We start from the raw sequence: 25093 nt of genomic DNA on the forward strand, positions 1-25093 counted from the left end.
GTTGGAGGAGAGCGCCGCCTGGGGTTCTGGGAAGGGGCTTCTCTCCCCTTCCCTTCACACTCCTGGGCGACCTCCCCTCGCCCGCCGCCGAGGTGGGCGGGTGGCAAGGGCGCCGCGATGGCGGCGGGAGCGGAGCGACTTCACCCTTGCCGCACGCCTACCGAGGTGGCAGCTGGCGTTCCCTCGCGTCCCCACCTCGAGTCACTTCGGAGGTAGTGCCTACGGGCTGCCTCAGCTGCGGAGGCATGATCTTTGACGGGCTCGAGTCTCACCCCGGATGGCGGCGCAACCATCGACAGCGCGCGCTGAGCCGGGCCGGAGCGCGCCGAGCGGCCGACCGCGTCATCGTGGTCAGGCACGCAAAAGCCAGCGGATCGCACAGCATGCTTGGTCCGCTGAGGAAGCGAGACAACTGACTTCTTCCATTGCACAGCCCATCTCCTAACCCACGGGGTTGCGGCTTAGGGAGACTGGTGCCGCGGCTGGGAGGGAATGGCCGGAAGCAGGTGGAAGGAAAGCTGGGCTGCCAAGGAGGGAACGGGTGACTGACAAGGCAATGGAGTTCAGGGCGACGCAGCGGGATTCCGGTGATGATGCGCCTGGAGCGACGGCCGCCTTCCCGTACGACCGCATGACCGTGGAGCGCTTTCGTGAGGCATTCCCGCGCGCACGGTGGCGCGACGACCTGGGTGCCTGGTTCGTCCCCGGTACACGGGCGGAACAACGCCTGACTGCTTGGATGAGCCGTGAATGGTCGAGCGTACTGGCCTATGCCGACCAGCGCGGCCGCGACGCGTTCACTTTTGACCCAGTATCGAGTCCCTATCTGGAGGTGGCCGATGGCTTCGTGATCCGGACGCCGTATTCCCGAACCGCCATCGCTGAGTTGGAGCAGGTGCCCTGGGCCCGGTGGGATCCGGAAGTGAAGGCCTGGCGTGTGCCGTTCCGTTCGTTTGAGGAACTGCGCCGGCGTTGGTCCGCCATTGAGGGCGCCGCCCGCGGGGCCGAACCTGAAGAGCGGAGGAAGCGCGAGGAGAGCCGCCAAGCCTCCCCTGAGCACGCGGACAGGCGAGCCCAGGCCGCCGAGCGTCGCCGACATCGCTACCCCGTGCCGGAGGATGCATTGCCGCCACTCGACCGCGTGCTGATGACCCATGCGGGGTGCATCGCGTTTGAGACGATCACCGGCGAGCTTGTCGAACCCAATATCGCCGCTCGCTTCTACCCAAGTGTCACCGCTGGACCTGCCGCGCTGATCTGGGCAGCTTGGCGCAGGCCCAGCCATGCCGAGCTGGTTAAGGCTTGGCCCGCGCGGACACCGTCTAGCTCGGCCGACCTGGCCCGCGGCTGGTGGCAGCCGACCATCGAGGTTTTGCGCGAGGAACGTCGCAAAGCGGCATCTCTGGAGCGTGCGCGGGTTACGCGGCGGTCTAGGCCGCGGGACTGACCATTCTCCGAGCAGCAGCAACCGTGCTGCGCTCGTGCTTGGCCAGGCTGATCATGAACAGGGCTTCGAGGCCGATCCCGAGCGCTTTCGGGTCCACGTCGGCATGCGCTCCCCGCAGCACGCCCGCATCGCGAAGCTGCTTGACGCGACCGTGGGTTGAGGATGGAGCACGCCCGACCTCGTCAGCGAACTCCTTTACCGCCAACCGAGCATTCTTCTGCAAGAGGCAGAGAATGGCGATATCCGCTCGGTCAAGTGTGTCCAATCTCTTTCGACCAGCGCGGTTTCAACGTGCGAGACCTCGGAGACAGTGACTCGCGAAGTGTGCCCGCCTGTTGAATGGCGCTTTCGCGCGCTAAACCCTATTTAGCTGACTCCCGTCGGGGATGAGAGCAACATATCGGTCAGTTCGATCACCGTGGCTGATGGCCGACAGCGCTTCCGTGCCACCGCGATTGCGACGCCAGATGTCGTCACGTCGAGTGCAGGCGTGAGGAGTTGCCGTATGGCTGAGTAAGAGGGAGCGTCGAGTTATGGGTGAACCCATGCCCTCCATCACCAATTAGTACGCGCAGAATGGGTCGTCACCATGCGCTGCCTATTCGCCAGCTTAGTCGAAATCCCACTGCTGCTTTCCGGGAGGGGCGCGGCACAGGAGCGTCACGAGGAGCAGGTTGAGATCGAGCTCGAGTCAATCAGCGAGTACTGCCCGAGTCAGACTGCGACGCGAGAGGTATGCGCGCCTGAAGGATGGCGCCTGACCTATCGGGAGCCGATTCAAATAGACCGAATTAGCCACCCCGGCGGCAACGTTACGGCCGCTCCGTTCACGAGCGCCGATGGTCGGCGCTGCTTTCGGTTGCGAGCGACGATAGAGCCAATCTTCCTGCTTGGCATAAATTCTTGTGGAAGAGGCTACGTGCGTGGGCGGGTGACGTTTGTCCGCGAGCGTATTGCGGACTAGCGCGCAATCCTTCGCCTCGGAGAATGCGCGCGCGGCGAGCGCATCGAGGCGATGGTGTTCGCCGCCATCTCGCGCGACATCCGCGTATTGCAGGCGCGCGCGATATAACCGGCGCCGACATGCTGACGCCGCTGACGCCTGGTCCTGCGACGAGCGCATCCCAGGCTGACCCACGCCTTCGCCGATGCCGACAGCCAGGAGGATCGCAAACGGATCGCGGCCGCGGTTCAGAGGATCGCCGATGAGCTGATGCCGAGCGTCATGTCGGGTCAGTTCACCATCCCGCCGCCTATCGGGCATCGCTGCGCGGGCTGATGCAATCCTCCTTCCCGATCTTCTGGAGCGTGGAGAAGAGCTGAGAAACGATTCGAGAATGTGGCGGCGGAGGGCTGGCGAGGGATTTTTAGTCCCTGGCGTATCGGCTGATGGAGCCGATGCTCGTGGCATCGGCGAGGAAGCCGGCGCGCCAGGGGCGGAAAGATCCGCCGGACCGACCCGTGGCCGTTCCCGAATGGTCTCTGCGGGGTGGCGGCAGCGCCCGCCCCTCACGCGGTTCAGTCCTGCCGTCCCAGCAAGCCGAGATAGGGGGCGCTGCCCGCCAGCGTCCCATAGTGGCCGATGCTGCCGCTGCGCAGCCAGTTGCCGATGTCGATGTTGAGCATGCGGGAGGGCTCGCGCAGCGTGACCCGCGGCTCCTCCGCCAGTTCGAGCATCATGTAGCCCACGCGCCGCCGTCCGTGCCGCTCCGGCAGCCATTCGCCGGCGATGTCCTGCACGAAGGCGATACCCGGCGCCCAGACATGCCGGACGCCGGCGATAAGCCGGTCGCGCGATTCATGCAGATGGCCGGACATGCAGAGACGGACGACGCCGTCGCGCATCAGGCGCAGCACCGTCTCCCGTACCTCTGGATACCAGAAGGATTGGCTCACTTCGGTATCCAGCAGCTCAAAGGCACAGAGCGGCTTGTGATAGAGCAGCGCCACCTTGCGTTGCGCCGCCTCCGCCACGGCCCGTTCCAGGAAGGCGGCCTGCTCGGCCTCCGCCGCGAAGCCGGAGCCACAGATCAGGCAGTCGAGCCCGACGATGCGCCAGCCGCCGATATCCAGCGCCCAGAAATCTTCGTCGAAATGCCGCAGCCATGCGGCGCGGCGTGCTTCCGTCACCGTCGCCTCGCCGCGCAGGTCGGGGATGTTGTTGCCGACATCGTGGTTGCCCGGCACCGCGCGCCATGGCGCCGGCAGCCGATCGAGCTGGGCGCGGGCGAAGGCCAGATCCTCCTCCCGGTGAGGAGCGTCGAGCGCTATGTCGCCCGCGAGCAGCACCAGGTCCGGCGCTTCCTGCACCAATTCCTGCAGCAGGATCTCCCAGTTCGCATGGAAATACGGCCGGGCCCGGCTGAGATGGATATCGGAGACGAGGGCGATGCGGGGTGCGGTGGTCATCGTCTCAGCTCCGGCGCCGCGGCAGCAGGGACTGCACTTCGGAGGCCATGCGGTCGAGCGCCGCATCCGGTTCCGCACGCTTCGCCACCACGGCCTGGAGCTGGTCGTTGATGACGTCGGTGATCTTCAGGGCGTTCTGGCCGGGGAAGGCATACCATCCGGTGATGACGTCCTGCTGGCGGATCGCGGTCAGATGGTTCGGGTTCTCGCGATAGAAGCGGCCGAGCATGTCCTCGCGTTCCGCCGGGATGGTGGTGGCGGGCATATAGCCGGTGTGGTTGACCATCATGGTCGCACCCACCGGGCCGGTCGCGAACTTGATGTAGTTCCACGCCGCCTGCTGCTTCGCGGCGTCGCGCGTGAACATCATGGCGACATTGCCGCCGGCAGGTAGGCGCGGCGCAGGCCCGGGGATCGGGAAGCGACCGGTCTTCAGGGGAAAGCGGCCGGCGATCTCGCGATTGTAGCGGGCGAGCTGCGCGGTGGATTGCATGGAAATGCCCATGCGGCCCGGCATGAATTCGGTGAACATGGTGGTGGGGCGAATATCCGGCATGCGGCCTTCATCGACCATGGCACGCAGCGTGCGCATGGCGGCGCGTCCCGGTGCTTCGGTGAAGGCGACAGCGGTCTCCTCGGCATTCAGGATCGCGCCGCCGCGGCTAAGCACCAGCGCCTGCCAGGACCAGTTGCCGGTGATCGTCCAGTCGAAGAACATGCCGGTGATGTTCTCGGTGCTGCCATGGATGGCGCGGGCGAGCGCCGTCACCTCCTCCCAGCTCGTGGGCAGCTTGTCCGGATCGCCACCGGCGCGGCGCACGAGATCGAGATTGTAATAGAGCACCGGCGTCGAAATCGCGAAGCCGATGCCGGTCTGCTTGCCGCCGACCTGGCCGAGGCTGAGCAGAGTTTCGGAATAGCCGAGCGTCGACAGCGCCGGATCGGCCCGCATGAAGGGACTGAGATCCACAGGGATTTCGCGCTCGAGCAGGGTGCGCTGACGGTTGAGGCCATGGAAGGCGACATCCGGCAGGTTGCGCGTGATGGCGTCGCGGAGATTGCGCTGAAGCAGCGCCTCGTAATCCTGTTCCGCCGCGCGGAAGGCGATGCGCACATCGGGATGCTGGCGCATGAAGGCCTGCGCGACCTCGTCATGGAGCTGCCGGAACAGCTCCGGGGTCGTGTACTGCACGCTCAGCTCCACGCCACGCGACTGAGCGCGCGCATAGAGCGGAGCAGCGAGCGCCGGAGCGGCGCCGAGCAGGAGGCGGCGTGTGAGGGCCATGGGTCGGGGGTCCTTCTCGGGTCGGGTCACTTGATGCCGGTCATGGTCACGCCCCGCACGAAAGCACGGCTTGCGAGCAGGAAGGCGATGGCCAGCGGCGCCGTGGTGACGGTGGCCGCAGCCATCAGCGCCCCCCAATTCGTCCCCGCCTCGGCATTGCTGAAGAAGGCGATGCCGAGCGGCGGCGTCATCAGGTGCTCGTCCTGCACCGCGATGTAGGGCCAGAAGAACTCGTTCCAGTTCCAGATGAAGGAGAGGCAGCCGAAGGCGGCGAGCGCCGGCGCCGCGGTCGGCAGCATGATCCGCCAGACGATCGCGAATTCGCCGAGTCCGTCCATCCGCGCGGCGGCGATCAGATCGTCCGGCACGGTGCGGAAGAATTGCCGCATCAGGAAGATGCCGAAGACGCTGATGGTCGAGGGTAGGATGATCGCGGCATAGGTATTGAGGAGATCGAGCTGCCAGAGCGCGATGTAGAGCGGGATCGCCGGCACCTGCGGCGGCACCAGCAGCGCCGCCAGCACCAGCAGGAAGGCGGTGTCGCGCCCGCGCCAGCGCAGTTTCGCCAAGGCATAGGCCATCGGCAGCGCGGTCACCGCCTGCGCTACGAAAATGCAGAAGGTGACGATGAAGCCGTTCAGCAGGAAGCGCAGCAGCGGCACCTTGGTGAAAGCCGCCGTGTAGTTCTCGACGGCCGCCCATTGCAGCGGCAGCAGTCGGAACTCCGGGGCGAAGATCTCGCCGGGCGGCTTCAGGGAGATCGACAGCATCAGCACGAAGGGCGCCAGCATGACAGCCGCGCCGCCGAGCAGCAGCGCATGGCGCAGCAGCAGGCCGAGACGGTCAGCCATAATGCGCCCTCCGGTCGAGAAGCACCGTCTGCGCCACCGTGATCGCGAGGGTGAAGACCAGGAAGACGACGGTGATCGCCGCGCCATAGGCGGTGCGCAGGAAGCGGAAGCCTTCCTGCACCATGGTGTGCAGCAGCACCTCGGTCGCCTTGTTCGGTCCGCCTTCGGTCAGCACCGCGACCGTGTCGAAGACCTGGAAGCTGCGGATCGCGATGATGGCGACGACGAAGACCAGCGCCGGCCCCAGCATCGGCCAGGTGACGCGGCGGAACCGCTCCCATGCGCCATCGGCGCCGTCCATCGCCAGCGCCTCGTAGAGGTCGCGGGGGATGCCCTGCAACCCCGCGACGAAGAGCACCATGGCGAGGCCGAGATTCTGCCAGATGCCGATGACGGCGAGCGCCAGCAGCGCGGTGTCGGGGTTCTGCAGCCAGTCGGTGGTCGGCAGGCCGATCGCGCGGAAGGCCTGCGTGACGAAGCCGACGGTCGGATGGAACATGAACTCCCAGACCAGCGCCATGGCGAGAAGGGTGGAGGCGACCGGCAGGAAATAGGCGGCGCGGTAGAAGGCGCGACCGCGGCCGACGCTTTCCACCAGCAGCGCCGCGCCGAGGCCGAGGCCGACCGTCATGGGCACCGAGACGCCGACATAGATCAGCGTGTTGCGCAGCGACTGCCAGAAGACCGGATCATCCGCGAGCTGGAGATAATTGCCGATCCCGGCCCAGCCCATCTCCGGCTCGCCGAGATTCCAGTCGGTGAAGGAGAGGAGCAGCACCGCAACTGCGGGGCCGAGCAGCATGACCCACATCAGCAGCAGGGCCGGCAGCGCGAGCAACCAGGCGGCGACCGCCTCGGCGCGGGCGCCGGGATGGCGGGCGGACCGGTCAGCCATAGGCCGGCTCGGAGGAGGCCGTCACGGCCCCTTGCTGGCGTGTCGCTGGCAGCCGCTTGCCCTCGGCATCGAAGATCACGGCGCGGGCAGGCATCAGCCGCAGCGTGGTGCCGGGCGGATGCGCTCCGGCCTCGGCGGTGTCCAGCCGCACGACCAGGGCTGCGCCAGACCCCGGCAGGGCGCAATGCAGCAGCGCCTCGGCGCCGAGCCGCTCCAGCCGCTCGACCCGGGCGGGCAGGCCCTGGGCCGCCGGGACGAGCGCTTCCGCTCGCACGCCGAAGGTGACGGGCGTGCCCGGCGCCGCGCCGCTCCGCCAGGGCAGGCTGACGCCGGCGGCCTCGATGCGGCCATCGGCACCGATCCGCGCCGGGATCGCGTTCATCGGCGGGCTGCCGACGAAGCGCGCGACCTCGAGGCTGGCGGGCTCGTCATAAAGCTCCTGCGGCGGCGCGAGCTGCAATACTCGGCCGCCCTGCATCACCGCGATGCGGTCGGCCATGGCCATCGCCTCGGCCTGGTCATGGGTGACGTAGAGCATGGTGGCGCCGAGGCGCTGGCGCAGCGCCATGATCTCGGCCCGCGCCTCGGTGCGCAGCCTCGCATCGAGGTTCGACAGCGGCTCATCCATCAGAAAGGCGGCGGGGTGGCGCACCATGGCGCGGGCGAGCGCCACGCGCTGCCGCTGGCCGCCCGAGAGCTGCGCCGGCCGCCGGTCCAGCAGATGGGTGAGCTGCAGCGGTTCCGCCGCGGCCGCGACATCCTCGGCGATCGCCCGACGGCGGAGCTGCGTCCCCGGCAGCAGTCGGCCGAGCAGCGGCAGCCGCTGCAGGGCCGAGAGCCGGCGCATCTCCAGCGGCAGGGCGATGTTCTGCCGCACCGTCATGTAGGGGTAGAGCGCGTAGCTCTGGAACACCATGGCGAGGTTGCGCGCCTTGGGCGGCAGCCGGTCCACGCGCTCGGCGCCCAGCCGGACCTCGCCGCGATCCGCCCCTTCCAGCCCAGCGAGGATACGCAGCAAGGTGGACTTGCCGCAGCCCGAGGGACCCAGGATCGCCAGGAACTCGCCATCGGCGATGCGCAGCGTGACGTCCCGCAGCACGTCCACCGCGCCGAAGCGTTTGCCGATGCCGATCAGGTCGACGCTCGCCATGCTGCTTCCCCATTCACCGTCGGCGGGGTGTTTGCCGCAGCGCAGCGGGGAACGGCGTGACCGTCCTATGAAATCATCTCAGTGAAACAATGCATGGATCTGAGAAAAATTCATCCACTTGCCCGCAGCCCCTGCTAGGTTGGGCGGCCATGGTCCGATCCGCCCTTGCCCCGACATCCCAAGAGCTTGCCGGCGCCGCGCCGCCGCTGGCCGCCATCGAACGACTGCGCGCGCTCCGCCCCGGCCTGCCGCCGGCGGCCGCGCGCATCGCCGATGTCGTGCTGCACCAGCAGGCGGAGGTGGTGCACATGTCGGTCACCGAAGTAGCGGAGCGCGCGGGTGCCAGCGAGGGCAGCGTCGTCGCGCTCTGTCGCCAGATCGGCGCGCGGGGCTTCCAGCATCTGAAGATCGAGCTGGCACGCGCCCTGACCCGGCCGGTGCAGGCGATCCATGAGGATCTGGAGCCTGAGGACGCGCCGGTGATCGTCATGCGCAAGGTCTTTGCCGCCGGCATGCAGGCCCTGCAGGACACGCTGGCGGTGCTCGATCCGGAGGCACTCGCCCGCGCCGCGTCGCTGCTGCGTGCGGCGCGGCGGATCGAGGTTTATGGCATCGGCAGCGCCGCGCCGGTCGCGGAGGATGCGCATATGCGGCTGCTGCGCATTGGGCTGGACGTGCGGCTCGCCGTCGACAGTCATGTGCAGGCGATCAGCGCTGCGCAGGCGAGCCCCGAGGTCGCGACGCTCACCATCTCCCATTCCGGCAGCACGGTGGAGACGATCACGGCGACGCGCCTCGCGCGGGAAGCGGGCGCGCGGACTGTCGTGATCACCAATCTCGGCCGTAGCCCCTTGCAGGCGCATGCCGATGTCGTGCTGCACACCGCAGCGCGGGAGACGCGCTTCCGCACAGAGGCGATGACCAGCCGCATCGCGCAGCTCGCGGTCGTGGACGCGCTGATCAGCTGCATGGCGCTGGCCGGCGGCGCCGATGCGGTCGCGGCGCTGCGCCGAACCTCGGAAGTATTGGCGCTGAAGCGGTACTGAGCGGCCGGGTACTGGCGGTCACCCGATGCCATGCGTCTTCAGGAAGTCGACCGCGCGATAGGTCCCCGGCACGGTGTCCACCAGGAAGGCGGTCGAATCGCTGTTCTCCGTTCGCAGCGGCAGGATAGCCTGATAGGCCGGCGAGCGGTACCAGGCCTCCGCGCGGGCGCGATCGGGGAAAAGGATGACGACGGAATCCCCAATCCCAGCCCTTCTTCGAGAAGGGTGACCTGACTGCCGTGGACGAGGAAGGGGCCGCCATAGGGCGCCAGCGTCGCGTCGATCTTCCGCAGGTCGTCGATGATGGCGGGTCCCAGAGTGACACCGCGCAGATTGGCGACGGCGACAGTGGGCATGAGCGATCCCGTCCTTGAGTTGCGCTGTCCGATGCGCCGGACATCCGCGGCGGCCGATCGATTCTCCGCAAAGGGTCGAGAACTGCCTATCCTGATTGGGTTTTCACGCAAGGACCAGATCAGTGCCGGCGGGGGCGAGGATGGAGATGGGATTGCTCTCCTCGCCAGCCTCATCGACCGCGACTAAGGCAAGCTCGAGGAATGTGATCTCCTGCGGCTCGAGCAGAACACTCTCGCCATTGGGCAGAGAGATCACCGGTGACGCCTTGGCGAGAGCGACACGGTAGGCGTCCGCGACGCTGCGCGCTGCCTCTTCAGGCGACGTCGCAGGGGCCCGGAAATCTACGATGCTGGTGACCTGGGCGCGATGTCGCAGGCGAATGCGATGACTGCCTGATGGCGTCTCGTTCTTGGGCCCACGGGGACGGCGCAACGACATCCTTCGATCAATCGAGAGAGATGTTCGATGCGCGCGCCACCTCCGTCCACTTGGCGAGTTCGGCGGTGATGAAGCGTCCGAAGTCTTCGGGGGATGACAGGGCCGGCTCCGCCCCCAAGTTGCGCGATGCGCGACCGTACCTCCTGTGTGTCCATCGCCTGGCGCACCACGGCGTTCAGGGTTGCGAGGACCGCGGGCGGGGTGCGCGCCGGCGCCAGCAGTCCGGCCCAGTCCACGGCTTCATCCGGGCACGCCCGCCTGCATCGCGGTCGGCACCCCGGGCGTGTTCCAACCCTTCGGCGGCTATGCCGACGACTGCCGCCTGATCGACGCCCGGATCATGCCAGGCGATTCCCCGGGCTTCGGGCTGGAGGCGAAGGCGGATCTTCGGCCGCACATTGCGCGCCTTCTCGCCTAAAACCGCGCAGCGATCCCGACCGCCTGGGCGCAGTGATCGCTCTTCCGATTCCTCCGCCCATGCCTCAGGCCTTCGACCATGCCGATGGGGGCGACGGCGGTCAGGTCGGTCCGGAACGCTCGGCGAAGGCGCCGGCTGGCATGACCCAATCCTCGGGCGACCCCCGGATGGGCAGAGGCCAGCTGTCACCGAGGGCGAGCGCGACGAGGCCGGGATTATCGATCGCGGCCTGGTAGGGACGGCCGAGGGCGGCAAGGTCACGGATCGAGCGGGCGCGCTGGATCGTGCGGCCGAATAGTTCCTCGTAACGCGCGATGCGCTCGAAGACTTCGGGAGCGATCAGGCGGATTGTCGCCCACTGCGCAGCAGTGCCGAAGATGCAGCTCATGCATGAGAGCCGCGCCCACCCCAGCTCATAAGCCGGGTGCGGCCGGACACCGTGGCGGCCAACCGTGTCCCAAACGCAAGCGGTGCTCCAGCCATGCACCGGCCGCCAATGATCGACATGCCGCGGGCGGCGCCGGCCGCCTCGGGTATCAGTCCCATGCGGCTCGAATGTGGCGTAGCGCGCTCTGGCCGGACTCTCTTCCGCACGCTCGCCGGTGACAACGAGGAGCCGCTGCCCAAGAAAGCGATCCTGGTTGCGGATGACCGCGGCACCGACATCGATCTTGAGTGCAGGGCTGCACCAGCGGACCGAGGGGTCCGCCGAGATCTGGGGGAACGCCAAACGGGTACCCAATCGCCCGGCGCCGCCGGCCTGCGCCAGGCCGAGTGGCGTTTCGAACAGAACCGGCGCTGTCGCGGCGTCGCGGCGGAGCATCTCGCGCTCGAAGCCGCCGACGCGCCACGAGCGATACAGCGGCAGGCCGAAGGCGGCCGCCGTCGCGGCGACGTAGGCGCCGGTCACGGGCCAGTCCATGAACCAGGCGCCGCGCCCGTCGACCTCGTGATGGTGGAGCTCGATCCTCCTTCGATCGACACCGCGCTCCAGCAGATGCAACAGGCAGCAAAGGCTGTCCTTGCCGCCGGAGGTGAAGATCAGGATGGTGTCGTAGCTGGCCAGGTCGGGCTTAGCGCGCGGCGGCAGGGAGGGGCCCCTCATCCCTCGCCTCCCCCACCGACAGTCTCGATCCGCTCGTCGGCGATGCGCTTCGCATGCTCGGGATGATACGCGAGCAGGTAGTCCGAAATGCGCTGTGCGTCGGCCGCTGCGCGGAAGATCTCGCGCTTATCGTCCTTCAGTACCCTCAGCCACGATGCGACGTAGCTCGCGTGATTCGGGATGTCGCAGGGCAGGCCGAGCTCGCCGGCGATGAAGCAGCTCGCGAGTTCGGCGCGAAGCTCCTCCTGCGAATAGGCGTGGCTGCCGAACCGGCCGGTGAGATCGCGCGCAAGCCGCGACGGCGCACCCGACCAGTGGCCGAGCTCATGGAGCAGCGTGGCGGCATAGGCCTCCGGGCTCTCGAACGCGGGCCGCGGTGGCATCTGAATGTGGTCTGTCGACGGGCTGTAGAAGGCGCGGTCGCCACCCTCGCGGAGCACCGCGCCGCTTCCATCCAGGATGACCTCGGCGGCCTCGGGCGTGCGCCAGACTACCTCCGGCGACGGAAGCGTCTCCAAGGTCGGAACGCCCTCCACCTGGGAGGCGTGGAACGCCGTGTACGCGCGGAGCACGGGAACGGCGCGCATGCCCCCCTCGCCGTCCCCGTCCGCATCCTCGCCCGGTCTGGAGTCAGCGACCAGCAGCTTGCGGAAGAAGAAGACGCGCGAGCCGCGCTCGCCGCGACGGACCTGCCATCCCTTCGCTACGGCCTGCTTATAGGTCAGCCAGCGCGGGTCGCTGCCGGCGAAGACCAGGCCGGTCATGCCGAGCATCAGCAGGTTGATGCCGCGATACCGGCGGCCTGTAATGGCATTGCGTGGCGACATCGGCGCGCCATCCGCCTTTGCCTGGTCCCAGGGCCGGCGCCACGGCAAGGTCCCTGCTTCGAGCGCGTCGATTACCTGCGCGGTGATTTCGGCGTAGTGGTCGCGTGGCGCCGCACCTTCCGCGCGGCTATGTCGATGATAGGCCATTGGTGTTCCCTTTCCTTCTTCGGAACACCTCCCGGTCCCCGCATCCGGAACGCTCGGGGCAAGGGCGCGCGCCTGCGCGCGGGAGCGCAGCGACGAACCCTTGCGGCGGGCGGCTCCGGTGCGGGATAGCTCATCGATTTCATCGGCTCCCGGCGGATCCGCTGGCTATGCATCCTCTCGCGCTTCGTCTCCCGAGAGGCGGCGGAGGACCGCGGCGGGCTAGAGTGGTCTCGAGATGCTGGCGGCGAGCGCGCCAACGACCCATGTGTCGTTCAGTTGCGCAGTGGAAGTGGTTGGGCGTGGAACGCAGGATCCAATCGACACCAGGGCCCAATCCGCGACTTCCGGCGGGAAGGTCGGTTTCCATCCTGTTGGCCCGGGTCGCCGCGGTGGCCTTGCTGCCGGCGCGTTCTTCGGTTGGGTGTTCCACGAGCGCTACTGGCTCTGGCGGCGCTGCTTCAACGAGTTGGGCCGCTGCTGGGATGAAGTCGGCGAGCAAGTGTACGTGGAGCAGGCTGGAGTGATCTGGGGCACGGTGGCGCTGCTGCCGCTGATTGCGGGGCTGCCGCTATTGGTGTGGGCGCACCGGCACCGAAGCTGATGGCAAGGGCTTCCGGTGATGGCCCCTGGGCAGGCCGCATGTCGCGTGTGCACCGGTGGCGATGGGATGGCTCAAGGCTCGCGAAACTCCGATGCCACGTTCCTCTGGCGTATCGCGTTGGTGGCCGCGTTCATCGACGTCACGACGATAGATGCGATGGGCGAAGATCCGGTGTGCAACGACGCTCAGCATTCCGGTCTTACCCATACCTGCTCCCGCCAGCACCAGCATCGCACCAGGCGTTGTGGCCGCTCCACCCGGCGCGAGGTCAAGTTGCGCGGCTCGACTGCTGTTCGATGCGCGGGTACAGCGCCGGCCGCGCTCGCGCGTCAGAGAGGCTCAGCATGGCAATTGCCCGCGTGGACGGTGATCAGGGTCGCGCCGGGACCTTCGCGGTCGAGCGTGAGCAGGCGAAACTCGGTGTCGAGCAGCCACTCTCCATCGTCATCGCGCACGCCGGCGACAATGGCGCCTCTATAGTCCTCACCGTAATCGCGGCGACGACCCAGACCAGTTTGTCGCGCATGGCGTCGCAGCTCGGCAGACACCGGCAGGGCGCCTTGATGCTTTGGGGGAAGGGCAAAGAGCGTCACTGCGCTCATGGGCGAGTGCCTGTGCGGCAGCGGATTGGCGTGGCGCCTCCGCTGGCGAAGGCGTCATGCTCCCCTCCCCGGCGAAGGTCATCATTCCAGTCGTTGACGTCGGCAGGCGGGCGACGGTCCTCGACACCCACCCCAACGGCCCGCGCTCGCGCGGAGAGCATTCCGGCATACCTTTCGCCGCCAGGATCATTGTCCGTCGCCAAGGCCAGCGCCGCAGCCGGGATCGAGGCAAGTTCGGCGAGAAGCTGGTCGATCGCGTCGATCGTTCGTGGCCCCATGCCGCCGCCCGTCGCGACATAGAGGGTGTCGCCGGCCAGCCGCTCCCTGGCGGCGACGCTTAGAGCGTCGATCGGGGCCTCCGCCACCACGATCCGCCGAGGCCGGACCTCACGATGCGGGATCCAGCCTGGCAGTCGGAAGAGGGTCTTCTCGCCGCCTTTGACGAAACCGCGAAACTCGCGGCCGCGCATCTCGAAGCCGGTTACCTTGCCGCGGTGATCCCGATGGGCAAACCACGCAGATCCAAAGCCGCCTTCTCGGACCGAATCCCAGGCCGCGGCAGCATGGAGGATGGGGCTTGGCAGCGCCCTCTCCTCGCTGAGGTAGCGCCAGGCGCGAGAGCTCTGGCTGAGGACTTGGGCCCTGCTCCATCGCTCTGCCGCCGGCGGCGGCGGCGCGCCGTCCTTCTCTCTCGCCGGCTGGTGCGGAGCGAAGGCGGGCCGCAGCCCCACGAAGTCGCGAAGGAGCTTCCTGACGTGGCCAAAGTTGAGATCCGGCCGGAGGTGCTGGACGAGGGCGAAGATGTCACCTCTCGCGGTGCCACCGGCATCCCACCAGCCGCGGCCGCCATGATTCACGATGATGATCTCGCCGCGGCCGCGGCGGTATTTTAGGCAGTCGCGCGTACTCCCGGCGCGATCGAGCTGCCACTGCGGCGCGAGGTTCTCGAGCAGGGCGGCGCAATGCACGGCGTCGCGCAGGTGCTTCAACTCCGGGTCGTGTCCACTCATCTCCAGGCCTCCTTCCTTGGATGCCTTCCGTTCGCCGCGAGGCGGGAGCGGGACAAGGGCGCAGCCGGGGATTCGCCCGGCGCGGGAGCGCAGCGACGGACCCTTGTCGCGCGGCCGGCGCTAGCGGTATCGCCTCTCTTCCCCAGGCATGCTGTCATCCCAATCGCCTTCGTCCGATTGGTGAAGCAGCGTGTGGCCAAACGGCGCGAATGAGAAAATCCCGGCGTCGTAGGCCTGAAACTCCTGGAGGATCTCCACGCGCTGCTGAACCGCGTACTGAGTGAGGTAGTAGACTAGGCCGTCGACAATCCCGCTTGCCGTGCGCCTTGCTCAACCAAGGGCCGTTGTTCAGCCGGCCTCCAGCATCACCGCTCAGGAACATGCATGCCACAAGATGCCACCGGCCTGACATCCTTGCGCTGACTGCCGAGATCGTCGCGGCGCATGTCGCTCATAATACCGTCGCCCGGGCCGACCTGCCGGCACTGATCCAGAACCTGCATGGTGCCTTTGCGAGCCTCGGCGCGCTGACGGTATCGAGTAGCGGCGGCGAACTTCGCCGTTGGAATTTCTGGCCGCTTCGGGTCCCGCTAAACCGCGGCGTGCGGTGCCAAGCGGCGGATGTGAGCGACCATCTCTCCGGCCGTGGTATCGAGCTCGTCGAGCGGAACCCGCACACGACGCAAGTCTGAGCCAATGTTCCCCGCCCCACTCATAACATCAGAGCCGACGTAGAGATCGTTGACGAGTTCCAGGTCGATAATATTCGTTGCGGTGCCATGGTTCCTCACCTGTCGGATCTGATGCCAGGGGATGAGTACGCCACCGGAACGCTGATCTTGAAACCCCTCTGACGACAAAACGGCGGATCGATCCGAAAGCTGCCGCACATAGCAGAGGGACGCCAATGCCCAGCTTTGCCACGATGACAAACAAATGTCCGCCGCGAAGGCCGTTTCGGATCTCCATGGCGCTCGGTCCCCACGATTCTTGTACCGAACATCCGCCTCTTTGACGGTCCCGTAAACTGGGCCGCACGCGCCACGCGCTCCCATCTGGAGGCAGCCCTGGCACTTTGGAGGCGGTGCATCAGACCGGAATCCATGTGGCATCGCATGTCCGCGCCCAGACGGATGCTCGAGACATTGCAGGCTGGCCGGAGCTGAAGGCATGTCGGGGTGGATGGGCGCCGGGAAGGGCATCCGAGTTTGGCACCGCTGCCGAGAACCGATGCCCTGTAGCGCATCGGCCGCCGCGTTGTGGTTTCCCGCCGAGGCCGGGCGGACGGCGACCGCGTCGGCATGTAGGAAAATGTCGGCACGCGCTACTTCGGTCGGGCCGCCCGGTGGAGGGCGGGATCAGCTTCGGCGTACTCCGAGAACGCCCTGGCCGCCTCGCAGACCGGATCCACGCCTAGGCCGCCGGTGCGCCTGCTCGATGTCCAGCTGTCGCGCTTAGATCCGCAGGTGGCATCACACGATCGCGGTCTGCGTGCCCGCCGCGTTTAAGATCTCCAATCGGTCCTCAAGCGCGGCGACGAGAGGCGCGTCTCGCTCGCTCGGCTTCGGGGTGCTGAAGAGGTAGCCCTGCGCTTCGAAACAGCCTTCCACCGTGACGAGTTGAAGATGAGCAGCTGTTTCGACGCCTTCGGCAACCGTCGTGACCCCGAGGCGGCGGCCGAGATCTGCCACCAGCCCAACGATAGCCGCGCAATCCGGCCGCTCCACGGCATCTCGGACGAAGGTTCCATCGATCTTGATTTTGTCGAAAGCGAAGGCTCTCAAATGAGCCAGGGACGAGTACCCCGTGCCAAAATCATCGAGCGCAACGCGGACCCCTATCTCCCGGGCGTGCCGCAAATCGGCGATGCAATCGAACGCTTCGCTCAACAAGGCCGACTCCGTCACTTCGATTTCAAGCCGATCAGCCGGCAGACCCGATCCAGCAAGTGCGGTCAGAATGGCAGGAATCAACGTGCCTTTGCCGAGCTGCGTCGCCGAGATGTTCACCGCGACGCGTGCTCCATCAGCCCATCCAGCCGCCTCCCGGCACGCCTGGTCCAGCACGAACGTGCCGAGACGATCGATGAGTCCGCTCTCCTCCGCGACATGGATAAATTCGCTCGGCGGAACCCAGCCGTGCTGCGGGTGATGCCATCGCGCCAGTGCTTCGCGCGCCGTGACGCGGCCCGACCGAAGACAGACGATTGGCTGATAGAAGACAAACAGGTCGCGGCACTCGACCAGGGCGGTCCGCAACTCGGCCTCGAGACGCACCCGCTCCTGCACGCGTATTTCCATCCCCGGCGAAAACGTTCTGTAGGTGCCCTTGCCGACGGCTTTCGCCGCATACAGCGCCATGTCTGCCCGCGACAGGAGCCTCTCAGCCTCTCTGCCATGGCCGGGGATCAACGCGATGCCAATCGATGCCCCGATCTGAACATGCCGATCGTCACCGAGCGTGTAGGGCGCGCCAAGCTCCGCGATGAGTTCCGTTGCCAGTGCCGCTGCCCCGCCGACCTCCTCGTCCTCGACGAGGATCGCGAATTCGTCGCCTCCAAGCCGTCCGACGATCAGCTCGGCTCGGCTGCGCGCAGCCTGCAGGCGCCCGGCGACCTGGCGGAGCAGTTCGTCACCCACCAGGTGCCCTCGTAGGTCGTTCACCATCTTGAATCCATCGAGGTCGATGAGAAGGAGGCCGCCCCGGCTCTCGGGGCGCGCGAGGCTGGCCTCAAGCCTGTCGCGGAACGTGGCGCGGTTCGGAAGACCGGTGAGCACGTCGTAATGCGCGAGCTGCCGAATACGGCGCTCCGCCGCGACCTGCTGCGTCACGATCGACAGCGACAGCATCGGCCCGATGTAGCTGCCGTCATCGTCGTGGATCGGCGCGACTTGAAGATCCACGACCTCTTGCCCGACCGCGACCCGCGCGTGGTGTGGCAAGTTCGCGGGATCGGCCAAGATCCGGCGCTGGTGTTGTGGGTTGGCGTGGAACACGTCAACGCAGGTGCCGACCAGTTGGTCCGCCTTGACCGGCAGCAGGCCCTCAATGGTGCCGAGCGTCCGCTTCGCCGTCTCGTTGGCGAAGTTGATGACGAAGGTTGCCGGATCGAGCGTCATCACGGCGATTGGCATGTCATCGATCATGCGAAGAAGTCGATGCTGCTCCTTCGCCTTCCGCGCGGCCTCCACCTGCGCGTCGATCATCCTCGTAAAGTCGCGATAATTGATGAGGAGAATCGCCAGCATGCCGGAGGAGACGAGGCCGGTGTTAATAGCGGTCGCCACGAAGGTTGGCTCGCCTGTCGACGCGAAGAACGCGACGATAGCGCCGTTCACGATGACTGTGCCGGTGATCGCAGCGGACCTTAGATGCAGCAAGCTGAAGATGCATGCGATTACGGTGATCGCCATGTAAAATACGACGTGCGATTTCGTGTACGCGTCGCCGTACGGAAATAACATGAGGGACCACGCCGTGAAGGCGACCGCGATGATACTCGACAGATAATTGGTTCTTGTCAGCGCCTGCCGGGCCTGTTCCGGAGTCGGCTCGGCGCTTCGGACACGCAGCCAATGGACGGCACGTACCCCACACCCGAGTGTCATGATCGCCGGAACGCCGGTCGTCAGCCAAGTCGGCGCAACGGCCATATGGGTAGCTGCAACAATCCAAGTGTTCGAGATGAGTATGAGGTACATCAACGGCAGTTGCCGCGAGAAGGCACGATACTGGGCCTTCAGTAGCTCCGGCTTCCCATCGGGCACCGTCATGAACGCGATAAGGGACTTAATGACCTCAGCCATTGCTCGCGGGTCCGATTTGATCTCGCAGCAGATCATCCCTGCCCGTCGATGGCCAGTCAGCAGGCCGCGACCTGCGACCGGGCAGCCGGGTGGGCTGGTCGCACATCGATCGGCGGCCGTGGGCCGATGCCGAGGATCTTCACTGCCGAAAGTGTCGCTGCGGTGCTGGTGTTTGCCTCGTCGAGGTTGAGGCGAACGGGTCCAGGCAAACTCGAGATTTTTGTCCCTATTTCATTATGCTCTCGAGGGTCAGGCCTTCTCCCGTTTCCGTGAGTAGGCGCGGATGAACGCGTCGCAGATCCCGGAGACAGCTGCTTCGAGGTCGAGCGGGTTGCACGCGCTGCCGCCCATTTGATCCTGATGCAAGGCCGCAATGAGGATCGGCGACAGCAGCATGAGGGATGCCGCGCGCGTATCGGCTTCGATCATCTCGCCGCGGGCAACATGCTCGTCCAACCGGCGTTGGAGTGCCTGCTGCGCCGGATCCACCATGAACCGCAGGGCGGAGGGGCCGATCGCGGGGTCCAGCAGCCCCTCCGCCAGGCCCACCGCGAAAGCGTCGCCGAGCCGGACCGGGCCGGCATGGCGCATGCCCCGCACCAGCGACAGCGCGAACTCGTGGATTGATTCGGCGAACGGGGCAGAGGTCATCGCCGCCGAGGCAAGGCGCGCTTGACCCATCTTCAGGAACTCCTCGAGGATCGCCGCGATCACCTCCGCCCGGCTGCTGCCGAAGTAGTGGCGGAGCGTGGGCGCGGTCACCCCCGCAGCCTCGGCAAGCTGGCGCAGGCTTGGCCGCGCGGTTTCGCGGCGCAGCACACGCATCATCATGCGCCGCAGCAGGGCCGTGCGCTTCTCCTCGTAGTCGCTGTCGCGCGCACCCTTGGGCCTAGCCACAGCCACATGCCCCCTGTCGAATGGCTGGACGGGTGGTTTCTTTATAGCTACTGATATGAAGAATGCCTTGGCCAGCGAACCCAGAGGACGGGCCCTCCAGACGCTGCGACGTGCTGTTGCTGGGCGGTGGGCTCGCAAATGGGCTGCTTGCGCTGGAATTGCGGCGCAGCCGGCCAGCGTTGAACGTCGTCATGTTGGAACGGCGCCGCGGTCCGGACCGCCTTCACACATGGTGCATGTTTCGTCCTGACGCCGCCAAGGATGGCTGGTCCGCGATCGAACCATATTTCGAGCGAATCTGGTCTGGGTACACCGTGGCGTTTCCCGAGTATAGGCGGCGTCTCGGCACCGAATATGGGTGTCTCACCGGGGCCGCGCTGTATGGCGCGACGGCCGCAGCGCTGGGTGCGAATCTGGTGGAGGGCGCGGAGGTGTTGGAGGCAGGGCCGGATGGCGCACGGCTCGCAGACGGCCGGAGCTTCCTGGCGCCGCTGGTGATTGATGGCCGCGGTTGGCGTCACTCGACCGCGCTCCGTTGCGGCTGGCAGAAATTCGTCGGGTTGGAATGCCGCCTCGAGCAGCCGCATGGGCTGGACCTGCCGATGGTGATGGATGCCGAGGTCGAGCAGGCCGACGGCTTCCGCTTCCTCTACCTGCTGCCATTGGGTCCCGATCGTCTGTTGATCGAAGACACGCGCTACAGCGCCGAGCCCGAGCTCGACCTTTGCAGGTTCACCGTGTCGATCCGTCGCCACGCCGGTGCCCGCGGTTGGCGGATCGCGGAGGTGCTGCGCCGGGAGGAGGGCGTTTTGCCGGTTGTGCTTGGCGGCGATTTCGCCACCTTCCTGGCGGAGCAGGGCAGCGTGCCGGCGGTGGGCGCCAGGGGCGGCTTCTTCCACCCGACCACCGGCTACTCCCTGGCCCGGGCGATCGACACGGCGGCATTGATCGCTACGGCGCCTCGACCGGCCAGCCGAGATGTCGCGACCGCGCTTCGGCAGCGGGCGATCGCAGATTGGCGCGGCGATGGCTTCTATCGCGTCCTGAACCGCATGCTTTTCCAGGCTGCGGCGCCGGCCGAGCGGTATCGCATCCTGCAGCGCTTCTATCGCCTGCCGCAGCCGCTGATCGAGCGCTTCTACGGCGGGCGCCTCACCCTCGCGGACAAGGCGCGCATCCTGCTCGGCCGGCCACCAGTGCCGATCCTTGCCGCGCTGCGTGCCGTGCGCGGCCTGCCGCAGGAGGCTTCCGCGCATGCCTGACGCGGTCGTCATCGGCGGCGGATTCGGAGGCCTGGCCGCGGCGATCCGCCTGCAGTCGCAGGGGATCCAAACGACTTTGCTTGAGAAGCGCGACCGTCTCGGCGGCCGCGCCTATGTCTATCAACAGGACGGCTACACCTTCGACGCCGGGCCGACGGTCATCACCGATCCCGCCTGTATCGACGAGCTTTTCGCGCTCAGCGGGCGCCGGCTCTCGGATTATGCCACTCTGCTGCCGATCGAGCCCTTCTACCGCCTGCTTTGGGAAGACGGCGTCCGCTTCGACTACGGCAATGACCAGATGGCACTGGAGCGGCAGATCGCGGCGCTCTCGCCGCCCGACGTGGAGGGCTATCGCCGCTTCCTCGCCTATTCCCAGGCCGTGTTCGAGGAGGGCTATCGCCGGCTCGGCCATGTCGCCTTCCTCAGCCCTTGGGACATGGTGAAGGCCGCACCGCAGCTCGCGCGGCTCGGCGCCTGGCGCAGCGTGCATGCCATGGTCTCCCGCTTCGTGCGGGAGGAGCATCTGCGCCAGGCCCTCTCCTTCCACACCCTGCTGGTTGGCGGCAGCCCCTTCGCCAGCTCGGCGATCTACGCGCTGATCCATGCACTGGAACGCCAGGGTGGCGTGTGGTTCCCGCGTGGCGGCACCGGCGCGCTGGTGGCAGGCCTCGCCCGGCTCTTCGCCGACCTCGGCGGCAGCATCCGTCTCTCGGAGCCGGTCGCGGAGATCGCCACGGAAGCGGAACGCGTAACCGGCGTGCTCACCGGGCGGGGTGAGCGGATCACGGCGGATATCGTGATCAGCAATGGTGACGTGATGCACACCTACGGAGCGCTGCTCCGTCGTCACCCCCGGGGCGCAGCCATGGCGCGGCGCCTGGACCGCCGTCGGTTCAGCATGTCGCTCTTCGTCGTCTACTTCGGCCTGCGGCGGCAACACCCAGGGCTTGCCCATCATTCGATCCTGTTCGGTCCCGAATATCGCGGGCTGATCGATGCGATCCGCGATGCGCGACCGCTGCGCGAGGATTTCTCCCTCTATCTTCACGCACCGGGCGCCACGGACGACAGCCTGGCGCCGCCCGGCCGCAGCGGCTTCTACGCACTCGCGCCGGTGCCGAACCTCGCGCAGCAGATCGACTGGAAAGCCGCCGGGCCCGGCTATGCCGACCGTATCCTCGCGGCGCTCGAGCGCCGCGTCCTTCCAGGTCTGCGCGACGACCTCGACACGCTCCGCATCTTCACGCCCGAGGATTTCCGCGTCGAGCTGAACGCCCATCTCGGCTCCGCCTTCTCGCTGGAGCCGATCCTGACGCAGAGCGCCTGGTTCCGCGTGCACAACCGCGACGCCGTGCTGCGCAACCTATACTTCGTTGGCGCCGGTACGCATCCCGGCGCGGGAGTTCCCGGCGTGATCGGTTCGGCCAAGGCCACGGCGCGGCTGATCGCAGAGGATCTCCGCGCCGGCCTCGCCGCATGAGCGACGCCGTCCTCGCACACAGCGCAGCCGCCCTGACCAGGGGCTCCAGTAGCTTCGCCTTGGCGTCGCGCCTTTTCGACCGGGAGCTTAGGCAGGATGTCCGTCATCTGTATGCTTGGTGCCGCCATTGCGACGACGCGATCGACGGCCAGGACCATGGCATGGGCATGGCGCCGCCCCCTGCCGAGGAACAGCGGAATCGCCTGCGGCAGCTTCGCCTGCTGACCGAGGCGGCGCTGGACGGCAAGCCGGTCGCGGAGCCGGCCTTCGCGGCCTTCCAGCGCGTCGCCGTCAAGCATTGCTTGCAACGGGAATGGCCGATGGCCTTGCTGGACGGCTTCGCGGTCGACGTGCAGGGTGAGGAGTTCGGCAGTGTCGAGGATACGCTCGCATATTGCTGGCGCGTCGCCGGCGTGGTCGGGGTGATGATGGCGGCCATCATGGGCACGCGCGATCCCGCCGCCCTGCGCCGCGCGCAGGATCTCGGCATCGCCTTCCAGCTGACCAATATTTGCCGCGACCTGTTGGAGGATGCAGCGCAAGGGCGGCTCTATCTGCCACGGGAGCGCCTCGACGCCGCGGGCGTCGCGATCGCTTCCGGCTTGCTGCTGGACGCCGGCCGGCGTGCCGCCATTTTCCCCGCGGTGCGGGAGATGCTGACCCTGGCCGAGGCCTACTACGCATCGGCACGGATCGGGCTCCGAGCCCTGCCGTTCCGCGCGGCCCTCGCCGTCGCGGTGGCGCGGGCGCTGTATCGGGAAATCGGGCGGCGCATCCTGCGGCAGGGGCCTGCGGCGCTGGAGCAGCGCATGCGCGTGCCCGCCCATGCCAAGGCCTGGCTTCTGGTCCGCGGCGTTGCGGCGGCGGTTGCCAGCCGCTGGGAGAGACTGGCGCCGTTCCCGCCGCGGCCGCCGCTCTGGTCGATGATCTAAACCGGATCTCGATCCGCCTGGAGCTTCACCGCTGGAAGCCGCCACCACGGCATCTCCGGCCGGCAATGATGCTCGCGGTGGCGGCCGAAGTGAAAGCAGGCGAGCAGCGACAGCGCCCATGGATAATCGAGACTGCGGGCGCGATGCTCGTCGGCGAAGCCGCCTTCCGCATGGCGGTGCGGCAGCCAGGTGCCAAAGGTGAAGAGCTGCAGCGCCGAGAGCAGCGCGGGCAACGCCCAGAAGACAACCAGGTTGAGCGGCCGCGCGCCGAGCCAGAGCCAGGCGGCGGTGGCGACGCTCAGGACGGCGAGTTCCCGCCACCCGAAGTAGTGGCGGAAGAAGCCGAGGAACCATGCCGCGAAGCGATGCGGTGCGGCGGGATGGAAGTCCGGATCGCCATCGCGGCCCGGCTCGGCATGATGGCGCCGATGCGCCGCCGCCAGGCTGTGCAACGAGAAGCCGGCATAGAGCGCGACGCAGATCTGCCCAACCGCCGCGTTCAGTCTCGGCCAGCCGGGCGCGAGCGAGCCGTGGATCGCATCATGCGCCACGATGAACAGGCCGACGCTGAGCCATGTCTGCGCCACGACCAGCAGCGGCGCGCGCCACCAATCGTTCTCTCCCCACCGGTGCCAGAACACCGCCCAGCCATGCAGCCCGCTCCAGGCTGCCAGGATCACTGCCGCGAGCGCGAGTCCGACCGCCGCCTGACGGGCGGCGGTCACGCCCGTCCCGCCTGTCGTTCCCGCAGCCGGCGCTTCAGCGTGGGTATGTCGCGCGGCATCAGAAAGCCGAAGGAAACAGCGCCGTCCCGCGCGTGGGTGCGGTGGTGCAGGTGATGCGCCTGCGCCAGGCGGCGCAGGTAGCCCCGCGCGGGCCGAACGGGCAGAGGAAAACGGCGATGCACCATCCCATCGTGGACGACGGCGTAAAGCAGGCCATAGGCGCCCATGCCTGCGGCCGTCCACCAGATGACGTCCCATCCAGGTCGCGCCCCCAACCAGAACAAGCCGAAGGCCAGCAGGGCGAAGGCCGCGCCGAACAGATCGTTGCCCTCCAGGCGACGCCGGCTGGAGGTGTGATGCGAGGCGTGCAGTCGCCAGAGCGGTCCGTGCATGAGAAAGCGATGCGCTGCCCACGCGACGCCCTCCATGGCGACCAGCGTCAGCAGGAAGGCGCCGGTCTTGACGGCCACCTCGGTCACGGTGCCGCCCCGCGGGCGATCAGCAGATCGATATAGCCGCAGATCGGGATCAGCGCCGGCCCGCCCAGCCGCAGCGCCCCCTTCGCGCGATCGAGGCGGCGCGCCGCTTCCCGGCGCACATCCTCGAGGCTGAGAGCGCTCAGCATATTCGCGCAGGAGCGGCCGCGCGCGAGCTCGTCCGCATCCGTCAGGTCGTCCAAGGCCTGGAAGGCAAGGCCGAGTTCCTGGGCGAAGATGCGCAAGGCCTCCAGCGGCTCCTCGTCGGCGTCCGCGGCCAGCGCCCCCATCTCCACGGCGGCGATGAAAAGGACCCCGGTCTTCTCGTGGTGCAGCTCGCTGAAGGCTTCCCGATCGGTGCCGGACAGGCCGCCGAGATCGCGGACCTGTCCGCTGACCAGCCCCTTCGGCCCGACAGTGCGCGCCAGCAGACCGATCATGCGCAGGCGCGCCGTTTCGCCGATCCCGGGCGCCTCGGCGATGACATTGTAGGCTTCGTTCAGCAGCGCCACGCCGGTCAGCACCGCGATGTCCTGCCCAAAGCGGCGGTGCAGGCTGGGCTGGCCGCGGCGGGTATCGGCATCGTCCATGCAGGGCAGGTCATCCAGCACGAGCGACGCGGCGTGCACCATCTCCAGCGCGCAGGCGGCATGCATCGCGCGGTGCGATGGGCAGCCGAGATGCTGGGCGGTCAACAGGGCGAGGATCGGACGGATCCGCTTGCCCGGTGTCAGCAGGGCGTAGCGCATGGCGTCCAGCAAGCGGGAACAGGTCGCACCGGGTTCCGGGAGAAGCATCTCCAGCGCGTCCTCGACCTGCGACCGCAACTGCGACAGCGCGTCCCTCTCCAGTGCGAAACCGTCCATCAGCCTACCCCGCCATGGTGCCGCCGGCGCCCCCGGCGACGGGGGGGACGGAATTTTT

The 25093-nt window shown here is 67.5% G+C and carries 25 protein-coding genes; 8 read left to right on the forward strand and 17 right to left on the reverse strand.

Annotation, left to right across the window (positions count from 1 at the left end):
• The first annotated feature begins 541 nt into the window (after positions 1 to 541).
• Positions 542 to 1447 carry a hypothetical protein gene (locus tag GXW71_RS10170; RefSeq protein ID WP_211852382.1) on the forward strand — a complete coding sequence of 302 codons (906 nt, stop codon included), beginning with the start codon at positions 542 to 544 and terminating at the stop codon, positions 1445 to 1447.
• Here the strand turns inward: GXW71_RS10170 and GXW71_RS10175 are convergent.
• The 6 genes from GXW71_RS10175 to GXW71_RS10200 all read right to left on the reverse strand — a co-directional run bounded on the left by GXW71_RS10175 (position 1431) and on the right by GXW71_RS10200 (position 8037).
• Entirely contained in the window at positions 1431 to 1712 is a 282-nt protein-coding gene (locus GXW71_RS10175; protein ID WP_211852383.1) for an Lrp/AsnC family transcriptional regulator, read from the reverse strand. The genes GXW71_RS10170 and GXW71_RS10175 overlap by 17 nt on opposite strands.
• A gap of 1253 nt (positions 1713 to 2965) precedes the next feature.
• On the reverse strand, positions 2966 to 3856 hold the full coding sequence (locus GXW71_RS10180) for a metallophosphoesterase family protein (RefSeq protein WP_211852384.1): 891 nt from the start codon (positions 3854 to 3856) through the stop codon (positions 2966 to 2968).
• Positions 3857 to 3860: 4 nt separating this feature from the next.
• A complete protein-coding gene (locus GXW71_RS10185; protein WP_211852385.1) occupies positions 3861 to 5141 on the reverse strand; it encodes an extracellular solute-binding protein in 1281 nt (426 codons plus the stop codon).
• 26 nt (positions 5142 to 5167) lie between these two features.
• Positions 5168 to 5992 (reverse strand): carbohydrate ABC transporter permease, encoded by an 825-nt coding sequence (locus tag GXW71_RS10190; RefSeq protein ID WP_211852386.1) that lies wholly within the window; start codon positions 5990 to 5992, stop codon positions 5168 to 5170.
• Positions 5985 to 6887, reverse strand: coding sequence for a carbohydrate ABC transporter permease (locus GXW71_RS10195; RefSeq protein ID WP_211852387.1), 903 nt, complete (start codon positions 6885 to 6887; stop codon positions 5985 to 5987). Before GXW71_RS10195 ends, GXW71_RS10190 begins: the two co-directional genes overlap by 8 nt.
• Positions 6880 to 8037 (reverse strand): ABC transporter ATP-binding protein, encoded by a 1158-nt coding sequence (locus GXW71_RS10200; protein ID WP_211852388.1) that lies wholly within the window; start codon positions 8035 to 8037, stop codon positions 6880 to 6882. Before GXW71_RS10200 ends, GXW71_RS10195 begins: the two co-directional genes overlap by 8 nt.
• Before the next feature lie 149 nt (positions 8038 to 8186).
• On the opposite strand from GXW71_RS10200, the gene GXW71_RS10205 reads away from it, so the two are divergent.
• On the forward strand, positions 8187 to 9083 hold the full coding sequence (locus GXW71_RS10205) for a MurR/RpiR family transcriptional regulator (RefSeq protein ID WP_211852389.1): 897 nt from the start codon (positions 8187 to 8189) through the stop codon (positions 9081 to 9083).
• An 18-nt stretch (positions 9084 to 9101) separates the two neighbouring features.
• Here the strand turns inward: GXW71_RS10205 and GXW71_RS35415 are convergent, their stop codons facing one another.
• Both GXW71_RS35415 and GXW71_RS10215 read right to left on the reverse strand, forming a co-directional pair.
• A complete protein-coding gene (locus GXW71_RS35415) occupies positions 9102 to 9497 on the reverse strand; it encodes a DUF1330 domain-containing protein (RefSeq protein WP_211852465.1) in 396 nt (131 codons plus the stop codon).
• Positions 9498 to 9542: 45 nt separating this feature from the next.
• Positions 9543 to 9878 carry a hypothetical protein gene (locus tag GXW71_RS10215; RefSeq protein WP_211852473.1) on the reverse strand — a complete coding sequence of 112 codons (336 nt, stop codon included), beginning with the start codon at positions 9876 to 9878 and terminating at the stop codon, positions 9543 to 9545.
• 283 nt (positions 9879 to 10161) lie between these two features.
• Here GXW71_RS10215 and GXW71_RS35150 point away from each other — a divergent pair, with 283 nt between their 5' ends.
• Positions 10162 to 10296, forward strand: a complete 135-nt coding sequence (locus GXW71_RS35150; protein ID WP_281417327.1) for a hypothetical protein — start codon at positions 10162 to 10164, stop codon at positions 10294 to 10296.
• A 100-nt stretch (positions 10297 to 10396) separates the two neighbouring features.
• Here GXW71_RS35150 and GXW71_RS10225 read toward each other — a convergent pair whose 3' ends face one another.
• A complete protein-coding gene (locus GXW71_RS10225) occupies positions 10397 to 11401 on the reverse strand; it encodes a phosphoadenosine phosphosulfate reductase domain-containing protein (protein WP_211852391.1) in 1005 nt (334 codons plus the stop codon).
• Positions 11398 to 12375 (reverse strand): ArdC family protein, encoded by a 978-nt coding sequence (locus tag GXW71_RS10230; protein WP_211852392.1) that lies wholly within the window; start codon positions 12373 to 12375, stop codon positions 11398 to 11400. Before GXW71_RS10230 ends, GXW71_RS10225 begins: the two co-directional genes overlap by 4 nt.
• A 235-nt stretch (positions 12376 to 12610) precedes the next feature.
• On the opposite strand from GXW71_RS10230, the gene GXW71_RS10235 reads away from it, so the two are divergent.
• Positions 12611 to 12976 carry a hypothetical protein gene (locus tag GXW71_RS10235; RefSeq protein WP_211852393.1) on the forward strand — a complete coding sequence of 122 codons (366 nt, stop codon included), beginning with the start codon at positions 12611 to 12613 and terminating at the stop codon, positions 12974 to 12976.
• Positions 12977 to 13305: 329 nt separating this feature from the next.
• Here the strand turns inward: GXW71_RS10235 and GXW71_RS10240 are convergent, their stop codons facing one another.
• Entirely contained in the window at positions 13306 to 13578 is a 273-nt protein-coding gene (locus GXW71_RS10240) for a hypothetical protein (protein ID WP_211852394.1), read from the reverse strand.
• Entirely contained in the window at positions 13575 to 14567 is a 993-nt protein-coding gene (locus GXW71_RS10245; protein ID WP_246526442.1) for a DUF3991 and TOPRIM domain-containing protein, read from the reverse strand. The genes GXW71_RS10240 and GXW71_RS10245 overlap by 4 nt, the downstream gene beginning before the upstream one ends.
• 401 nt (positions 14568 to 14968) lie before the next feature.
• Here GXW71_RS10245 and GXW71_RS10250 point away from each other — a divergent pair, with 401 nt between their 5' ends.
• Complete coding sequence (locus GXW71_RS10250; protein ID WP_211852467.1) at positions 14969 to 15280, forward strand: MucR family transcriptional regulator; 312 nt, start codon at positions 14969 to 14971, stop codon at positions 15278 to 15280.
• Positions 15281 to 16060: 780 nt separating this feature from the next.
• Here the strand turns inward: GXW71_RS10250 and GXW71_RS10255 are convergent.
• Both GXW71_RS10255 and GXW71_RS10260 read right to left on the reverse strand, forming a co-directional pair.
• Positions 16061 to 18394, reverse strand: coding sequence for a putative bifunctional diguanylate cyclase/phosphodiesterase (locus GXW71_RS10255; protein ID WP_211852395.1), 2334 nt, complete (start codon positions 18392 to 18394; stop codon positions 16061 to 16063).
• Between the two features lie 249 nt (positions 18395 to 18643).
• On the reverse strand, positions 18644 to 19225 hold the full coding sequence (locus tag GXW71_RS10260) for a TetR/AcrR family transcriptional regulator (protein ID WP_211852396.1): 582 nt from the start codon (positions 19223 to 19225) through the stop codon (positions 18644 to 18646).
• A gap of 128 nt (positions 19226 to 19353) precedes the next feature.
• On the opposite strand from GXW71_RS10260, the gene crtY reads away from it, so the two are divergent.
• From crtY to GXW71_RS10275, 3 genes are read left to right on the forward strand one after another with little or no spacing between them, the layout of a single operon-like run.
• A complete protein-coding gene (gene crtY, locus GXW71_RS10265; protein ID WP_211852397.1) occupies positions 19354 to 20553 on the forward strand; it encodes a lycopene beta-cyclase CrtY in 1200 nt (399 codons plus the stop codon).
• On the forward strand, positions 20546 to 22036 hold the full coding sequence (locus GXW71_RS10270) for a phytoene desaturase (protein WP_211852398.1): 1491 nt from the start codon (positions 20546 to 20548) through the stop codon (positions 22034 to 22036). The genes crtY and GXW71_RS10270 overlap by 8 nt, the downstream gene beginning before the upstream one ends.
• Entirely contained in the window at positions 22033 to 22968 is a 936-nt protein-coding gene (locus GXW71_RS10275) for a phytoene/squalene synthase family protein (protein WP_281417329.1), read from the forward strand. Before GXW71_RS10270 ends, GXW71_RS10275 begins: the two co-directional genes overlap by 4 nt.
• Here GXW71_RS10275 and GXW71_RS10280 read toward each other — a convergent pair.
• Genes GXW71_RS10280 through GXW71_RS10290 form a run of 3 tightly spaced genes read right to left on the reverse strand, consistent with a single transcriptional unit; the run spans position 22965 to position 25035 of the window.
• Positions 22965 to 23693, reverse strand: a complete 729-nt coding sequence (locus GXW71_RS10280) for a fatty acid desaturase (protein WP_211852400.1) — start codon at positions 23691 to 23693, stop codon at positions 22965 to 22967. The genes GXW71_RS10275 and GXW71_RS10280 overlap by 4 nt on opposite strands.
• A complete protein-coding gene (locus GXW71_RS10285; protein ID WP_211852401.1) occupies positions 23690 to 24172 on the reverse strand; it encodes a sterol desaturase family protein in 483 nt (160 codons plus the stop codon). Before GXW71_RS10285 ends, GXW71_RS10280 begins: the two co-directional genes overlap by 4 nt.
• On the reverse strand, positions 24169 to 25035 hold the full coding sequence (locus GXW71_RS10290) for a polyprenyl synthetase family protein (RefSeq protein ID WP_211852402.1): 867 nt from the start codon (positions 25033 to 25035) through the stop codon (positions 24169 to 24171). Before GXW71_RS10290 ends, GXW71_RS10285 begins: the two co-directional genes overlap by 4 nt.
• Positions 25036 to 25093: the final 58 nt, after the last annotated feature.

The organism is Plastoroseomonas hellenica (assembly GCF_018129085.1).
GTDB lineage: Bacteria > Pseudomonadota > Alphaproteobacteria > Acetobacterales > Acetobacteraceae > Plastoroseomonas > Plastoroseomonas hellenica.

Coding starts and splice junctions, on each gene's coding strand:
- GXW71_RS10255 (WP_211852395.1), bottom strand. CDS start 18,394: ATGGCTGAGGTCATTAAGTCCCTTATCGCGTTCATGACGGTGCCCGAT.
- GXW71_RS10225 (WP_211852391.1), bottom strand. CDS start 11,401: ATGAGGGGCCCCTCCCTGCCGCCGCGCGCTAAGCCCGACCTGGCCAGC.
- GXW71_RS10240 (WP_211852394.1), bottom strand. CDS start 13,578: ATGAGCGCAGTGACGCTCTTTGCCCTTCCCCCAAAGCATCAAGGCGCC.
- GXW71_RS10205 (WP_211852389.1), top strand. CDS start 8,187: ATGGTCCGATCCGCCCTTGCCCCGACATCCCAAGAGCTTGCCGGCGCC.
- GXW71_RS10200 (WP_211852388.1), bottom strand. CDS start 8,037: ATGGCGAGCGTCGACCTGATCGGCATCGGCAAACGCTTCGGCGCGGTG.
- GXW71_RS10250 (WP_211852467.1), top strand. CDS start 14,969: ATGCATGCCACAAGATGCCACCGGCCTGACATCCTTGCGCTGACTGCC.
- GXW71_RS10230 (WP_211852392.1), bottom strand. CDS start 12,375: ATGGCCTATCATCGACATAGCCGCGCGGAAGGTGCGGCGCCACGCGAC.
- GXW71_RS10270 (WP_211852398.1), top strand. CDS start 20,546: ATGCCTGACGCGGTCGTCATCGGCGGCGGATTCGGAGGCCTGGCCGCG.
- GXW71_RS10195 (WP_211852387.1), bottom strand. CDS start 6,887: ATGGCTGACCGGTCCGCCCGCCATCCCGGCGCCCGCGCCGAGGCGGTC.
- GXW71_RS10215 (WP_211852473.1), bottom strand. CDS start 9,878: ATGTCGTTGCGCCGTCCCCGTGGGCCCAAGAACGAGACGCCATCAGGC.
- GXW71_RS10260 (WP_211852396.1), bottom strand. CDS start 19,225: ATGATGATGCGTGTGCTGCGCCGCGAAACCGCGCGGCCAAGCCTGCGC.
- GXW71_RS10185 (WP_211852385.1), bottom strand. CDS start 5,141: ATGGCCCTCACACGCCGCCTCCTGCTCGGCGCCGCTCCGGCGCTCGCT.
- crtY (WP_211852397.1), top strand. CDS start 19,354: ATGCCTTGGCCAGCGAACCCAGAGGACGGGCCCTCCAGACGCTGCGAC.
- GXW71_RS10180 (WP_211852384.1), bottom strand. CDS start 3,856: ATGACCACCGCACCCCGCATCGCCCTCGTCTCCGATATCCATCTCAGC.
- GXW71_RS10290 (WP_211852402.1), bottom strand. CDS start 25,035: ATGGACGGTTTCGCACTGGAGAGGGACGCGCTGTCGCAGTTGCGGTCG.
- GXW71_RS10235 (WP_211852393.1), top strand. CDS start 12,611: ATGCTGGCGGCGAGCGCGCCAACGACCCATGTGTCGTTCAGTTGCGCA.
- GXW71_RS10275 (WP_281417329.1), top strand. CDS start 22,033: ATGAGCGACGCCGTCCTCGCACACAGCGCAGCCGCCCTGACCAGGGGC.
- GXW71_RS10190 (WP_211852386.1), bottom strand. CDS start 5,992: ATGGCTGACCGTCTCGGCCTGCTGCTGCGCCATGCGCTGCTGCTCGGC.